The sequence below is a fragment of the Cyanobium sp. PCC 7001 genome, assembly GCF_000155635.1.
GTDB lineage: Bacteria > Cyanobacteriota > Cyanobacteriia > PCC-6307 > Cyanobiaceae > NIES-981.
In genome coordinates, this window is sequence record NZ_DS990556.1 from 2,289,598 (window position 1) to 2,304,367 (window position 14,770).

The 14,770-nt window shown below is 65.3% G+C and carries 14 protein-coding genes; 8 read left to right on the forward strand and 6 right to left on the reverse strand.

The genetic code is table 11. The annotated features are described in order from the left end of the window. Together CPCC7001_RS11255 and CPCC7001_RS11260 are read right to left on the reverse strand one after the other, a co-directional pair. A partial coding sequence (locus tag CPCC7001_RS11255) for an NAD(P)H-quinone oxidoreductase subunit 5 (protein ID WP_043369004.1) occupies positions 1–1,998 on the reverse strand: 1,998 nt, incomplete at its 3' end. 92 nt (positions 1,999–2,090) lie between these two features. Continuing rightward, the gene (locus tag CPCC7001_RS11260; RefSeq protein WP_043370018.1) at positions 2,091–2,792 is read right to left on the reverse strand and encodes an NnrU family protein; all 702 of its coding nucleotides are present in this window, start codon (positions 2,790–2,792) and stop codon (positions 2,091–2,093) included. A 125-nt stretch (positions 2,793–2,917) separates the two neighbouring features. Between CPCC7001_RS11260 and CPCC7001_RS11265 the strand changes: the two genes are divergently transcribed. Then, positions 2,918–3,901 carry a LysR family transcriptional regulator gene (locus tag CPCC7001_RS11265; RefSeq protein WP_006911326.1) on the forward strand — a complete coding sequence of 328 codons (984 nt, stop codon included), beginning with the start codon at positions 2,918–2,920 and terminating at the stop codon, positions 3,899–3,901. A 7-nt stretch (positions 3,902–3,908) separates the two neighbouring features. On the opposite strand, the gene CPCC7001_RS11270 is transcribed toward CPCC7001_RS11265, so the two are convergent. Together CPCC7001_RS11270 and CPCC7001_RS11275 are read right to left on the reverse strand one after the other, a co-directional pair. After that, positions 3,909–4,619, reverse strand: a complete 711-nt coding sequence (locus CPCC7001_RS11270; RefSeq protein ID WP_006909562.1) for a DUF3172 domain-containing protein — start codon at positions 4,617–4,619, stop codon at positions 3,909–3,911. After that, on the reverse strand, positions 4,616–4,978 hold the full coding sequence (locus CPCC7001_RS11275) for an NAD(P)H-quinone oxidoreductase subunit M (RefSeq protein ID WP_043369007.1): 363 nt from the start codon (positions 4,976–4,978) through the stop codon (positions 4,616–4,618). Before CPCC7001_RS11275 ends, CPCC7001_RS11270 begins: the two co-directional genes overlap by 4 nt. A 135-nt stretch (positions 4,979–5,113) precedes the next feature. Here CPCC7001_RS11275 and pds point away from each other — a divergent pair, with 135 nt between their 5' ends. From pds to CPCC7001_RS11290, 3 genes are all read left to right on the forward strand, one after another. Beyond that, positions 5,114–6,535 (forward strand): 15-cis-phytoene desaturase, encoded by a 1,422-nt coding sequence (pds, locus tag CPCC7001_RS11280; protein WP_006911325.1) that lies wholly within the window; start codon positions 5,114–5,116, stop codon positions 6,533–6,535. A 207-nt stretch (positions 6,536–6,742) separates the two neighbouring features. Then, positions 6,743–7,708: a phytoene synthase gene (locus CPCC7001_RS11285; RefSeq protein ID WP_083782635.1), complete on the forward strand. Its 966-nt coding sequence runs from the start codon at positions 6,743–6,745 to the stop codon at positions 7,706–7,708. A gap of 2 nt (positions 7,709–7,710) precedes the next feature. Beyond that, entirely contained in the window at positions 7,711–9,339 is a 1,629-nt protein-coding gene (locus CPCC7001_RS11290; RefSeq protein WP_006910419.1) for a TolC family protein, read from the forward strand. 10 nt (positions 9,340–9,349) lie between these two features. On the opposite strand, the gene CPCC7001_RS11295 is transcribed toward CPCC7001_RS11290, so the two are convergent. Beyond that, a complete protein-coding gene (locus tag CPCC7001_RS11295; protein WP_043369008.1) occupies positions 9,350–10,702 on the reverse strand; it encodes a HAMP domain-containing protein in 1,353 nt (450 codons plus the stop codon). Between the two features lie 299 nt (positions 10,703–11,001). On the opposite strand from CPCC7001_RS11295, the gene CPCC7001_RS11300 reads away from it, so the two are divergent. The 4 genes from CPCC7001_RS11300 to CPCC7001_RS14125 are packed head-to-tail and all read left to right on the forward strand — an operon-like array spanning position 11,002 to position 14,101. Further along, positions 11,002–11,769: a MinD/ParA family protein gene (locus CPCC7001_RS11300; protein WP_043369011.1), complete on the forward strand. Its 768-nt coding sequence runs from the start codon at positions 11,002–11,004 to the stop codon at positions 11,767–11,769. 47 nt (positions 11,770–11,816) lie between these two features. Further along, entirely contained in the window at positions 11,817–12,032 is a 216-nt protein-coding gene (locus CPCC7001_RS15250) for a DNA/RNA-binding winged helix domain-containing protein (protein ID WP_156796760.1), read from the forward strand. Positions 12,033–12,071: 39 nt separating this feature from the next. Further along, positions 12,072–13,064 (forward strand): Rieske 2Fe-2S domain-containing protein, encoded by a 993-nt coding sequence (locus CPCC7001_RS11305; protein ID WP_006909209.1) that lies wholly within the window; start codon positions 12,072–12,074, stop codon positions 13,062–13,064. Further along, the gene (locus CPCC7001_RS14125; RefSeq protein WP_083782636.1) at positions 13,061–14,101 is read left to right on the forward strand and encodes an aromatic ring-hydroxylating dioxygenase subunit alpha; all 1,041 of its coding nucleotides are present in this window, start codon (positions 13,061–13,063) and stop codon (positions 14,099–14,101) included. Before CPCC7001_RS11305 ends, CPCC7001_RS14125 begins: the two co-directional genes overlap by 4 nt. On the opposite strand, the gene CPCC7001_RS11315 is transcribed toward CPCC7001_RS14125, so the two are convergent. Then, positions 14,079–14,770: MFS transporter (locus CPCC7001_RS11315; RefSeq protein ID WP_198006480.1), on the reverse strand; the 692-nt coding region annotated here is incomplete at its 5' end. The two genes, CPCC7001_RS14125 and CPCC7001_RS11315, sit on opposite strands and share 23 nt — an antisense overlap.

Below are 14,770 nucleotides of genomic sequence, written 5' to 3' on the forward strand. Positions count from 1 at the left end.
GCCGAACAGCACCACCAGAGCGATCACGCCGCCGAACACGATCAGGGCATAGAACTGGGCCCGTCCGGTTTCGAAGTACTTGAGCCCTTCGCCGCTGCCGAGGGTCACCAGGCCGGTGAGGTTCACCACGCCGTCCACCACCTTGGAATCCACCTCCAGCACCGAGCGGGCCAGCTTGCGGCTGCCCTGCACGAAGAGCTTGTCGTTGACGGCATCGAGGTACCACTTGTTGGCCAGGAAGGCGTTGATCGCGGGGAAGCGCGCCGCCACGGCCTGGCCCAGATCGATCCTGCCGAGGGCGTAGGCCAGCACCGCCAGCCCGATCCCGGCGGTGGAGATCGCCACCGACGCTCCCGCCAGGGGCAGGAATTCGCTCCAGCTGAAATGCTCCGCCATGTGGGCCGCCTCCGCCGGATCGAGCAGGGCGGCGAAGCGGCTGTTCCAGGGGGTGCCCAGCAGGCCGATCAGCGCCGAGGGCACCGCCAGCACGGCCAGGGGCAGGGCCATCTGCCAGCCGGACTCATGGGGATGGTCGGCATGGCCGTGGACGGCCTCGTGGCCCTCCTCGCCCGAGCGTCCGGCGGCCTGCATCAGCTGCGCCTGGATGGCTGTGTCGCCGCCACGGAAGCTGCCCTCGAAGGTGAGGAAATAGAGCCGGAACATGTAGAAGGCGGTCATGCCGGCGGTGATGAAGCCCATGGCCCACAGCAGCGGGAAGCTGTTGAAGGCCTGGCCCAGGATCTCGTCCTTGCTCCAGAAGCCCGCCAGAGGAGGGATGCCGCTGATGGCCACGCAGCCGATCAGGAAGGTGGTGCTCGTCACCGGCATGTGGCGGCGCAGGCCGCCCATGAGGCGCATGTCCTGGGCCAGCACCGGCTCATGGCCCACCACCTCCTCCATGGCGTGGATCACCGAACCGGATCCCAGGAACAGCATCGCCTTGAAGAAGGCGTGGGTCACCAGGTGGAACATGCCGGCCACGGGAGCGCCGCAGCCCATGGCCAGCATCATGTAACCGAGCTGGCTCACGGTGCTGTAGGCCAGTCCCTTCTTGAGGTCCATCTGGGTGAGGGCGATCGAGGCCCCCAGGAACAGGGTGATGGTGCCCACCACGGCGATCACCAGATTCACCGCCGGAAAGGCGTCGTACACCGGCTGCAGCCGGGCCACCAGGAACACCCCGGCGGCCACCATGGTGGCGGCGTGGATCAGGGCGGAGATGGGGGTGGGGCCCTCCATGGCATCCGGCAGCCACACATGCAGGGGGAACTGGGCCGACTTGGCCATCGGGCCCATGAACACCAGCAGGCAGAGCACCACGGCCACGCCGGTGCTCAGGCTGCCGGCATTCACGGCTTCGGCGAGGCGGGCACCGATCTCCTCGAAGCCGAAGCTGCCGGTGGCCCAGAACAGCCCCAGGATCCCGAGCAGCAGGCCGAAGTCGCCCACCCGGTTCACCACGAAGGCCTTCTGGGCGGCGTTGGCGGCGCCGTCGCGGTCGTACCAGAAGCCCACCAGCAGGTAGGAGCACATGCCCACCAGCTCCCAGAACACGTAGATCTCGAGCAGGTTGGGGCTGATCACCAGGCCCAGCATCGAGCTGCTGAACAGGGCCAGGTAGGTGAAGAAGCGCACATAGCCGTTGTCGTGGGCCATGTAGCCGTCGGAATACACCATCACCAGCAGGGCGATGGTGGTGACCAGGGCCAGCATCACGGCGCCGAGGGCATCCACCCGGAAGCCCATCTGCAGGTTGAAGCTGCCGGCGCTGGCCCAGTTGAACAGCACCTCGGTGGGCCCGGCGCCCGCGAGCTGCTCGGCCAGCACGGCGAAGCTCAGCACCGCGGCGGCCCCCACGCAGCTGATCAGCAGCAGGGCCACGGGCTTGCGCAACCGGTTCACGGTGCGGTTGAAACTGATCAGCCCGAGCCCCACGAGGCAGGCGCCGGCCAGGGGCAGCACCGGGATCAACCAGGCGAGTTCAGCGGTTGAAGGCATCCGGTGGGATCGGGCTGGGCCGAGTGTAGGCAGCGTGCCGGTGCCCGCCGCTCCCTGTGGGCGATTACCAGCAGGGCCGAGTCAGGGCAGCGTCACCCCAGCCAGTGGGCCAGGCCGGTGCGGGAGAAGGCCGTGGCCCCGAGCCCGATGTAGCGGTGCGCCCACCAGAACACCCCCACGGCGATGGCGATTCCCAGCTGGGCCGGTCGCAGGAACTCGCTGAGCACCAGCTGCTGCCGGCCATCGAGCACGGCGCGCAAGGGCAGCACCGAGGTGCTGGCCCGCAACTCCTCGAAGGCGGCGCCGAAGCGGTTGTGCAGGCGCCGATCGCCGTTCCACACGGCGAACAGGTGGTGGGCGATCAACCCGGCGCAGGTCACCACCATGAAGCTGCTGCCGATCCAGAGCAGGTGGGTGGCGCACCAGAGCACCTGTCCCACGGCCTGGGGGTGGCGGCTGATCCGGATGATGCCGGTGGCGTAGAGCCGCACCTGGGGTTTCAGCACCGCCGGGATCTCCAGCAGGTTGTAGGTGGCCGGGTAGAGGAACAGGAAGCTGAGGGCCGTGCCCGTCCACACCACGGGGATGATCCAGGGCTGCTCCTGCAGGTTCCACAGGCGCACACCGTCGTAGCGGTGGGCCAGGAAGTAGCCCACCACCACCACGGCGGCAGGAATGCTGATGCCGGCGAAGAGGAGGCGCCAGGCCCGTTCCCCGATCCTGGCCACTCCCCAGAACCGCAGGGAGGCGCCGCCGCTGTGGAGCACCGCAAAGACGAGCAGCAGGGCCAGCATCACCCAGCTGCTGTGGTGGAGGGGGCTGGATGGCAAGGGGGAGATGGATGTGAAGTTGGCGATTCTGCCGCCGGGAAGGCCACCTAGAGTTCCGGCTTGCACCCTGGTGCTGGCCGGCGGGCCCTATGGCAGATCTGCCCTTCACCCTTGACCAGCTCCGGATCCTGCGGGCGATCGCCAGCGAGGGCAGCTTCAAGAAGGCTGCCGACAGTCTCTACGTGACCCAGCCCGCCGTGAGCCTCCAGATCCAGAATCTGGAGAAGCAGCTGAGCGTGTCCCTGTTCGACCGGGGCGGGCGCAAGGCCCAGCTCACCGAGGCGGGTCACCTGCTGCTCAGCTACTGCGACCGCATCCTCAGCCAGTGCCAGGAGGCCTGCCGGGCCCTGGAGGATCTCCACAACCTCAAGGGGGGCTCCCTGCTGGTGGGTGCCAGCCAGACCACGGGCACCTACCTGATGCCGCGCATGATCGGCCTCTTCCGCCAGAAGTATCCCGATGTGGCCGTGCAGCTCCAGGTGCACAGCACCCGGCGCACCAGCTGGAGCGTGGCCAACGGCCAGCTGGATCTGGCGATCATCGGCGGCGAGCTTCCGCCCGAGCTCTCCGAGCTCCTTCAGGTGGTGCCCTACGCGAGCGATGAACTGGCGCTGGTGCTGCCCACCAAGCACCCCCTGGCCCGCCTGGCTGAACTCACCAAGGAAGACCTCTACCGGCTGGCCTTCGTCTGCCTCGATGCCCAGTCCACCACCCGCAAGATGGTGGACCAGCTGCTGGCCCGCTCGGGCCTCGACCTCGGCCGGCTCAAGATCGAGATGGAGCTCAACTCCTTCGAGGCCATCAAGAATGCCGTCCAGTCCGGGCTCGGTGCCGCCTTCCTGCCGGTGGTGTCGATCGAGCGGGAGCTGGCGGCCGGCACACTGCACCGCCCCCAGGTGGCCGATCTGCTGGTGCGGCGCCAGCTCAAGCTGATCAGCCATCCCGCCCGCTACTGCTCCCGGGCCTCGGAGGCCTTCCGCCGCGAGGTGCTGCCGGTGTTCGCCAGCCCGGACAGCCCCCTGCGCCGGCCGCTGCAGGCGGGAGTGCCCGAGCCGGCCGCCGCCGGCGGCTGAGCCCGGGTCAGAACTGACCCGCTTCCGGCGTGATGCCCACCGTGTCGTCGGCCACGCCCTTGGTCACGAATTTGTTGTCGGCGATGTCGGTCTGGTACACGCAGCGCACGATCGGCTTGTCCTTCACCGAGCCGATGTAGGCGAAGGTGTTCATGCGCTGCTTGCACTGGCGCATCTGCTCGGAGGTCACGGCTCCCTCCTTCTGCAGCACGCTCCAGTTCTCGCGGCGAATCACGCAGCCCGGCTTGAGCGTGGGCTGGGTCACGAAGCTTGAGCTCGGGTTCATGGTGGTGTAGAGCTCGATGTCCATCACGAAGGCGCTGGCGCCCCACTGACGGCAGAACTCCGGATCGGGAACCGCCATGTCGAGCTGCTGGGAGCTGGCGATGTTGCCCTGGTTGCCCTGGGTGGTGCTGGAGATACCGGTGCCGATGCCGATCCCCACCACCAGCACGCCAGCCAGAACGGCCAGGGTGCCCACGTTGAACTGAATGGGTCCGCCGCCCTGGCCGTTGCCGCCGGGGCCGCCCGGGGCACCACCCCCTGGCCCGCCACCACCGCCCCGTCGTCGGCTCGGCTCGGCGTAGCGGCCGTAGCGATCGGCACCCCGCTCGCCGCCCCGGCCCCCGTAGCTGCGGTCGTAGGCGTCGGGGTCGGGGCGATCGCCACGCCGGTAGGCTCTGGGGCGGTCGTCGTAGCGGCTGGGCGAACGGCTCACAGTGTTTCCGGAGTGCGGGGCAGGCCCATGGAGTAGTTCTGCACCCGGCAGTCCGGGTTGTAGCGGAGCTCGCCGGCCTGCAGCAGCTGGCGGATGAAGCCCTCCAGCTCGGAACCGATGCGGCGCAGGTTGTACTCGCTCAGCTCGGCGCCGGCCTGGGCGTCCACCAGGGACCGGAAGTGCTGCTGCACCTTCTCGAGCACGGGCTGGTCCCACAGAAATTTGTTGTCCGGATCCACATCGAGGGTGAGCTGGCCGGGATCGGGCACCAGGTCGGCACCCTCCACGCGGGCGGTGAACAGGCGCACGTGGCGGGTCGTGGACTTGAGCAGGGTCGCAGCGGGACCGGAATCAGCCATGGATCGGCGAGGACATCTCCACGGGCCCGACTTTAGGAACACCCGCGCGGGGCGGAGCCCCAGCCTGCTCACCCGCGGCCGGCCGCGTCGGCCGCGGAGCCACCCCTAAGGTTGACCTCCCCTTCAAACGTGGCTATGCGCGTCGCGATCGCCGGTGCCGGATTGGCTGGGCTGTCCTGTGCCAAGTATCTGAGCGATGCCGGCCACACCCCGGTGGTGGTGGAGGCCCGCGACGTGCTCGGCGGCAAGGTGGCCGCCTGGCAGGACGAGGACGGCGACTGGTACGAAACCGGCCTGCACATCTTCTTCGGCGCGTACCGCAACATGCGCCAGCTGTTCAAGGAGCTGGACATCGAGGACAGGCTGCAGTGGAAGAGCCACGCGATGATCTTCAACCAGAAGGAGACGCCCGGCACCTACAGCCGCTTCGACTTCCCCGAGATCCCTGCCCCCTTCAACGGGGTGGCGGCGATCCTGGGCAACAACGACATGCTCACCTGGCCGGAGAAGATCGCCTTCGGCCTCGGCCTGGTGCCGGCGATGCTGCGGGGGCAGGGCTACGTGGAGGAGTGCGACAAGTATTCCTGGACGGAGTGGCTGCGGATCCACAACATCCCTGAACGGGTGAACGACGAGGTGTTCATCGCCATGGCGAAGGCCCTCAACTTCATCGATCCCGATGAGATCTCCAGCACCGTGGTGCTCACGGCCCTCAATCGCTTCCTGCAGGAGAGCGACGGTTCGAAGATGGCCTTCCTCGATGGCAACCCCCCCCAGCGGCTCTGCCAGCCGATCGTGGACCACATCACGGCCCGGGGCGGTGAGGTGCATCTCGAGGCACCCCTGCGGGAGATCGCCCTGCACCCCGATGGCAGCGTGGCCGGTTTCCGGATCGGTGGCATCAAGGGCCGGGAGGGTTACACCCTGGAGGCCGACGCCTACGTGAGCGCCCTGCCGGTGGATCCGCTCAAGCTGCTGCTGCCGGAGCCCTGGAAGAGCCTCCCCTACTTCAGCAAGCTGGAGGGCCTCAACGGCGTGCCGGTGATCAACATCCACCTCTGGTTCGACCGCAAGCTCACGGACATCGACCACCTCCTGTTCAGCCGCAGTCCCCTGCTCAGCGTGTATGCGGACATGAGCAACACCTGCCGGGAATACGAGGATCCGGATCGCTCGATGCTGGAGCTGGTGTTCGCGCCGGCGAAGGACTGGATCGGCAGGCCGGACGCCGAGATCGTGGCGGCCACCATGGAGGAGCTCAAGCGCCTCTTCCCGATGCATTTCACCGGCGACGATCAGGCCCAGCTGCGCAAATCGATCGTGGTGAAGACCCCGCGATCGGTGTACAAGACCGTGCCGGGCTGTCAGCAGCTTCGGCCTGACCAGACCTCGCCCATCGCCAACTTCTTCCTGGCCGGCGACTACACGATGCAGCGCTACCTCGCCTCCATGGAGGGCGCCGTGCTCAGCGGCAAACAGTGTGCCCAGGCCATCGTGGCCAGTGCCGAGCGGCTGCAGGGGGAACCCCAGGAACGCACCTTGAGCTCCGTGGCATGAGCGTGGCGTCCGGTTGGGCGGCTGCCGGGCTGGCTGCATGCCACCGGGGCCATCAGGCGGTGCTGGGTCAGGATGGGCCCCACTGGCTGGCCCGGAGGGCTGCGACTCTGCCCGACGATCCCCACTTCCGGCTGCCTGCCCTCCGTGCCCCTTCCCCGGCATCGGGTCACCGAGTGAGCTCCGCCGCATTGCGCAGGGTTTCCGTCCATGGCGGGTAGCGCATTGAACGACGCCCGGCTCTGCCACCATGGCCAGCGCCCCGGCACTCCTGTGGTGGTTGCCAGCCTCGAACAGGCCTACGAGGACTGCCGCCAGGAGACAGCTCGCTGGGCCAAGACCTTCTACCTCGGCACCCTGCTGATGCCGCCCGCCAAGCGCCGGGCGATCTGGGCCATCTACGTCTGGTGTCGCCGCACCGACGAGCTGATGGACAGTGCGGAGGCCCAGGCGCTGCCCCAGAAGCAGCTGGAGCAGCGGCTGGAGCAGTGGGAGCAGCGCACCCGTGGCTTCTTCCGCGGCGAGGTGCGTGACGGCCTCGACCTGGTGATGGTCGACACCCTGGAGCGCTACCCACAGCCGCTGCAGCCCTATCTGGACATGATCGAGGGCCAGCGCATGGATCTGCGCCAGCACCGCTACGCCACCTTCAAGGAACTGGCCCTCTACTGCTACCGGGTGGCCGGCACCGTGGGGCTGATGACCCAGGAGGTGATGGGCCGCGATCCGGCCTACACCTCGGCGCCCTGGAGCGATGCTCCCGACACCTCGGAGGCGGCGGTGGCCCTCGGCATCGCCAACCAGCTCACCAACATCCTGCGCGATGTGGGCGAAGACCGCTCCCGGGGGCGCATCTACCTCCCCCAGGACGACCTCATGCGATTCGGCTACGGCGAGGATCAGCTGCTTGCCGGCGTGGTGAACGACAACTGGCGTGCCCTGATGCGTTTCCAGGTGGAACGGGCCCGCCAGTGGTTCGCCCGGTCCGAGGCGGGTGTGCGCTGGCTGGCGCCCGACGCCCGCTGGCCGGTCTGGGCCTCCCTGCGGCTTTACCGCGGCATCCTCGATGTGATCGAGCAGCACGACTACGACGTGTTCAACAAGCGGGCTTTCGTGCCGCGTACCGGCAAGTTGCTGGATCTGCCGTTCTCCTTCGTGGTCGCACAGGTCCGCTGACCATGGGGCGTTCGCCTTGGCTCCAGACCCTGATCTGGATCGTGCTGGTCGGTCTGGTCGGTTCTCTCCCCGGGCGGAGCAAGCAGGCCCAGCCACCCTCCAGCCCAGGCGGTGGCGCGCTGGGAGAACCGCTGCAGATGCCCAGTGATCTGGAGATCGAGACCCTCGGCACCGGCTGGTCGGGGGCTGAGCCCACCCTCAACCTGCCGGATCTGCCGTTGCAGGAGCTTGGTGACCTCTCGATGCAGGAGGCGGTGAGCTGGTCGACGCAGCGCAATCCCGTGATCCGGGCCGCCTACCAGAACCTGGTGGCCACCCAGAACAGCCTCGGGGCCGCCTACGGCCAGTGGTGGCCGGTGATCAGTGTGTCGCTCACGGGTGGCCTCTACGGCCAGGAGAGCGATTTCAGCGGTGCCAGTTTCGGTGGGGGCGGCATGGCGAGCGGCGGTGCCAGCTCCGGAACCGACTCCTCCGGAGGTGGCGACAGCGGCGGGTTCGGCCCGAATGGCGGCTACTTCCAGTCCATGGCGCAGGTGGAGGCCACCTGGAACGTGCTGGATCCCAGCCGGGCACCATCGATCTGGAAAGCGAAGTACCAGGTGCGGCAGGCCGCTGACAATTACGTGATCACCTACCGGGACAATCGCCTGCAGGTGGAGTCGGCGTTCATCGCCCTGCAGGCGGCGGTGGCCCAGTTCCATGCGAGCAAGCTGATCGTGGACAACGATGCGCTGCTCACCCGCCTCACCGATGCCAAGGTGCGGCTGGGGATCGCCTCACGCCTGGATGTGGCCAAGCAGAAAACCGTTCTGTTTGCTGACCTGGTGGATCTGGAGCAGGCGGCCCAGCAGATCGCTGTGGCGCGTGCCCAATTGGCGGCGCTGCTGAACGTGGACAGCCCTGGGGGAATCACGGCAGCCGGCCCGCTCCGGCCCCTTGGCATCTGGCCCCACACCCTGGATCAGACCGTCGCCGCCAGCCTGTCCTACCGCAAGGTGATCGAGCAGAAACTGCTCGACATCAAGCTGAATGAGACTGACGCCGAAGTGGCACTGGCCACCTACCGGCCCACGCTTCAGTTGGTGAACACCTTGTACTGGAGCCGCACCGATTACTGGACGGAATCGCTGGGCGGATACTTCCTCAACCCCTCCACGGCTCTCACCCTCACCTTCACGGGATTTGATGGTGGGCAGGCTCGCATGCAGGCCGAATCCGCACGACGCCGGGCCGCCGCTGCCGCCCAGGACGTGCTTGCCACCCGCTCCTCTGTCCGTCAGGACGCCCAGTCGGATTTCGCCAAGGCGGAAGTGGGGCGGCGCATCGTGCTCGCATCCTCACAGGCGGTGGACCAGGCCAACAAAGCCATTCGTCTCCAGAGCCTGCGGTTCAACGCGGGATATGGAACGATCACGGATGTGGTGCAGGCGCAGCTGAGTCTCGCTGAGGCGGTACTCACTTACATCGCCAACCTCAAGGAGTACAACCTTGCCTTGATCAGTCTTGGAAGAAATACTGGGCTGAACTTCATTGCCGACGAGGAATTCGGCCGTGAGGTGGGCGATCCCCTCGCGCAACTGAACAGCCTGGAATCGATGCTGTCGAATCCGGCACGCCAGCCATCGCCCTGATCAGGCCTGGTCAGGATGGTGGGTCTGCCTCGGGATCGGGCCCCTGCCACTTCTGGCGCCGGGCCCGCATGGTGCGGGCCCTTTCACTCAGGGCATCGAAACTCGGATCCTTGACAATCGAGCACACTTGTCCGCGTAATTCCTGTTGGTTGATGTTGATCTCGAGAGTGCGGATCTGCGATCGCAGGGCTTCTTCCCGCTCGGCAACGGCTCCGGCCATGCGGTTGAAGGCCTGAACAAAGCGTCCCAGCGCGTCGTTGCCGCTGTAGAGAAGGGCCTGGCGACGCTCCCCTACTGCGATGGCGGCGGCAGCTTCGGCCAGCTCCCTGAGCTGACGGCGAATCCCTTCTCCAATCCGCCAGGCCATGAAGCCACTGAGCCCGATCAGCATCACACTGGCTGCGGAAAGCTGCACAAGAATCCAGAAGGTCTCTGACTTCAGTGGATTCAGCGTTTTCAGGAGGGCCTCATCGTTCACGGCCAGAACCGCGATCCAGTCCAGCGCCGGAAACACCGAGATGAACAGGGTGCGCTCCCCCTCCTCGGACGTCGTCGTGGAGCCGGCCAGGGCCCGCTCCATCAGATAGGGGTCACCCTCTCCAGCCAATGCCGGGACGCCCCCGGAGCTCCGGAGGGCGGCGATCAGGGTCTGGCAGGTGCCCTGCTCCGGCCGGGCATAGGTGCACAGAGGGCGGCCCTGTCGATCCACGGCCAGGAACGCGATCTGATGGTCGGAGAAGGGGAAGAGGCTGGCGGCCGTCTGCAGCAGGCTCGAGGCGGCATCGGTGGAGGCCCCGACCGCGAGGATGAGCCGGGTCGATGAATCCGGAGCTGTCAGGCTCGTGAGCCGGGTGATGCCCCACTGCTCCGCCTCAGGGCTCAGCCGGCTCAGGGGCAGGTTCTCCCCCTCGCCTTCATCCCTCAGGGCGCTGAGGTAAGCCGCGGTCTGCTGGCTCACCGGTTCCTGCTCCGGCAGGACCTTGCCTTCGGCCGTGATCCCGGCCAACCGCCGCCACCGCCCTTCCCCCTGGCTGATGTAGATCAGGGCGCTTTCTCCGGCGGTGGACAGTCCCCGCCGCAGGGTCTCCAGCAGGGCCTGCCGACCCTGCGCTGCCGTGAGGGGCTCCCCCTGCCAGCGAGGGAGTCCCGCAGCATCCAGGCGCAGACCCTCAAGTCCGGACACCAGGGTGCGGCTGTCGTCCTGGATCTGGTCAGCCGTCTGATCCGTGGTGGTCTGGATCAGCTGGGTCGCCGTGCGCAGACGGTTGAGATTTTCAGTGTTGATCAGGCCCAGCATGTCATGACCGGCCTGATGGGAAAGCCTGATCGAGCTCATTGCGGCGATCATGAAGAAGATCGCCATGCTGATCAGCGGGCCGCTCACTCCAAGAAGAATTAGACGGGCGGATAGTCTCATTTGAATTGGAGAACTCCTGGGTGAGGGCCCCGCTCCGTCCGCAGGAGGTCCATGGAGAAGCTGGCTGTGGAACGGTGGCTGGGACGATTCTTGAAGCTCGCGGCAGGTGCGGTGAGCGTGGAGGCGTGAGGTTTGCCGTTCACGAGGTGTGAAGCCATGACGGAAGGAGCCTCGTCAAGCCTCGAATCAGGACTTTAGCGGTACAGTTGGCGGAGACGGCTGCACGGCTTCGGCGAGAATAGGTGATGACAAAAATTGTAGCTATTCACTCCTTTCGTGGCGGTACTGGCAAGTCAAATCTTTCTGCGAATCTGGCCGTGGCCTGTGCAATGCAGGGGCAGCGTGTTGCCATCTTCGACACGGATCTTGCCTCTCCAGGTGTGCACGTGTTGTTTGGCTTCTCCCCCAAGGCCGGCCAATGCACCTTGAATGATCACCTGCAGGGATCGGCATCGATCAAGGAGTGCGCCCATGACGTCACACCGGATCTGGTGCGCCGCCACCATGGTCGTCTCTGGCTGGTTCCTGCTGCCATGGAGAGTGATCGTATCGCGCGACTCCTGCGAGAGGGCTATGAAGTTGAGCGCCTGAATGATGCCCTCTTTGCTCTTTCCGAGGCCCTCAAGCTTGATCTGGTCTTCATCGATACCCATCCTGGGATTAATGAGGAAACACTGCTGTCAGCAGCAATCTCCGATGTGCTTGTGATGGTGATGAGACCCGATTCTCAGGATTATCTTGGCACCGCCGTTGCCATTGAAGTGGCGGAGCGCCTCGAGGTTCCTGCGATCAAGTTGGTGGTGAACAAGCTGCCCGCGTATTTTGATGCAGATCAGGTCAAGGAGCGATTGATTTCAACCTATAATGTGCCGGCGGCGGCTCTGTTGCCCCTCAGCGATGATTTGCTGGCCCTGGCCAGCGGCGGCATTGCCCTTCTGGATGGCCGCAATCACGCCTGGAGCCAGGCCGTGCAGGAGTTTGCTTCCACGTTGTTGCCCGATCGGGAGCCGTGACCCCTGGTGATCTCAGCGCGGTCGTGGTTCCAGAGGGGCCGCTCACCATGAGCACGCTGCTGGCTCTGGAGCCAGCAGCCTTGCGTCGCCTGCTCAAGGGTGGTCTGCGTCGTGGGATGTCAGCAGAGCAGCTCGATTCCATTTTTCAAGATGGTTGGGGATGCTCTCTTGAGACTCCTGATGCCCAAGAGCTTCTCCAACTTCTTGTCGCTCGGGGATGGTTGCAGGTGGATGGATCGCAGTGGAAAACACGGCTTGGATGAGCCTGAGGTGGTAAAACAGAGGCCCCCCGAGCTGAGCCCATGGATGGAGCGCTGAGCAACTTCTGGTATGCCGTGGAGCATTCGTCAACCCTGAAGGACGCCCCCTGCCAGGCCACCCTGCTCAACCGCACTTACATCCTCTATCGCGATGACACCGGTCAGCCCCATGCAGCCGTGGATCAATGTCCCCATCGTGGCGCCAGTTTCAAGGCCGGTTGGGTGGAGGGCTCTTGTCTGCGCTGCCCTTACCACGGCTGGAGTTTTGATGCGGAAGGCCATTGTGTTCGCATTCCAGCAGACCAGCCTGGCGTGCCGATCCCAGCCCAGGCCCGTCTGCATACCTTACCCGTGCAGGAATCCTCGGGGTTCGTGTGGATCTTTCCTGGGGATCCATCCCTTGCTGATCCTTCCTTGATTCCGGCCTTTCCGGAGCTGGGCGCTGAAGGATGGCGTCCGGTGAGCGGAGAATACCTCTGGCACGCCAACTTCAGCCGTGTCGTGGAGTCCGGTCTCGACACATCTCACGCCCCCTTCGTGCACAAGCCTTTCTTTCCGAACCGTGATGATGCGGCGGTGCTGCCCTTCGAGGTTGCGGAGGAGCCTCGATCTGTCAGCTGCCTGGTGAAGACCAAGCCCCCGAAACGGCTGGGGCTTCTGAAATACATCGTCAAGCGTGATCGCGACTACTCGAGTAGTCGCCTCACGGCCTACTTCCCCAATGTCAATCGGATCGCTATCGACTTCAATTGGAAGGGCTATCAGTATATCTACTTTGCAAGCAACATCCCGCTCTCCAATGATCTGACCCTCACCAAGTGGATTGGAGTGCGGAACTTCCTGCCCCAGGCCTGGGCCGACGGCAATTCCATGAAGAACACGGTGGATACCTACCAGGAGGATCGCAGCGTTGTTGAAACCCAGGAGAAAACAGTGTCCTGGACCAAGGGCCAGCATGACCTGTTGCTGTCTTCGGATCAGCTGATCCTTGCCTACCGCAAGCACATGGTGGCGTTGCTGGAGGCCCTGGCATGAGCACGTCGTCTCCGTCTGCACCGGTTACCTGGCCCCGTGATTGCTGGTATGGCGTCGGGGTGTCCACCGCCTTCAAGGCCCAGCCCCACACCATTCGCTTCCTGGGGGATCAGCTGGTGGGGTACCGCGACCAGCAGGGTGAAGCCAGGCTCGTGCAGGGTCGCTGCGCCCATCGCGGTTGTCATCTCGGTGGCGGCTGGCTGGAGGGAGGAGAGCTGGTGTGCCCGTATCACGGCTGGAAGTATGGGGCTGACGGGGTCTGCAATCGCATTCCCGCCCTGCGACCGGAGGAATCCATCCCGGCGGGCGCCAGGATCAGCACGTATCAGCTGCAGGAAAAATACGGACTTGTGTGGGCGTGGGTTCCAGGGGAGTCACCCGTTCCCACCTATGCCATCGAGGACATCCCTGAGCTCCAGGGTATGCATCATCACCCGAAGGCCGACATCAAGTATTTGTTCGGCGGACACTTCACCCGCACCATCGAGAACGGCATTGACCCCGTGCATGCCCCTTTCCTGCACGGCAAGAGTGTGGGACAGGTGAGTGCTGATGCTGATCTCACCTACCCGGACTTCGATGTTGTGAACGGCGATCGAATCGCCAAGGCACGCTTTCCGGTCAAGGTGGAGAAGATCAGCGGTCTCGTGCGCTTTTTTCTGAAAGGGGATGCGGATTCCATCTACAAGGAATTCCGCTTCATCTACCCCAATGTCACCGTGCCCCTGAACCGTTTCGGCAGCCTTGCTTTCGCCAGTGTCATGGCGCACATCCCCTACAGCGAGTCGGAAACACTAGTGGTGGCGACCAACTGGCGGAATTTCCTTGCCCGGACGCCCTTGCTCTGTGGATGGTTCGATCGCGAAACCATGAAGACGGGCCTGAAGATTCTCACGGAGGACAATGGAATCGTGCAGGACCAGTTTCCGAGGGTGGTCCGTTATCGGGGGTCCAATGAGGTGTTGATCAAATCTGATGGTCTGGTGCTGGAGTTTCGCCGGGTGATGCGCCGCTTCATGGAACCACCACCCCACTGACCACCCGTTTGGGTGATCGCCCCAGCAGAACGATGCCCAGCAGGCAGAATGTCGCTTCAAAGAGGAAACAGGCCAGGGTGGACTGGTCGTAAATCCAACCCGCCGCAATCGGCCCGATCGCGCTGGCCATGCCGGTGAGGGAAGCCAGGCTTCCGAGCGTGATTCCCTGCTCGGTGGGAGGGACCAGCCCGGAGACCAGGCTCCTGGCTGTCGGCAGCACGAAGGCGGCCCCCACGGCAAGCAGCATGGACGAAAGCACGATGAGCGTGGCGGCCAGCGGGCCGAAGCTCTGGGCCAGCGGAATCAGCAGGATGCCGGCGGCCACGAGACCCATGCCATAGCGGTTCACCCGGTATTCGCCCCACTGCCCCACCAGGCGTCCGATCAGGACCACCTGCACGACGGTGAGGGTGATTCCCACCACCACGAAGATCCCGCTGGTCTGGGCAGGTGTCCAGCGGAACAGGTCCTTCAGGGCCAGCACCAGCAGGCTGGTGAATGCCGCAAAGGCGAGGTTGAAGGAGGCGAAGGCCAGGGCCACGCGGTTGATCACCGGAGTGGTGACCAAGCGCAGAATCGGCTGGGCGATGTTGAGAGCGCCGGCCCGTACGGGCCGGCGCTTCTCCGGTGGAATCGTCTCCCTGAGGAAGAGGGTGGCGGTGAGCAGGT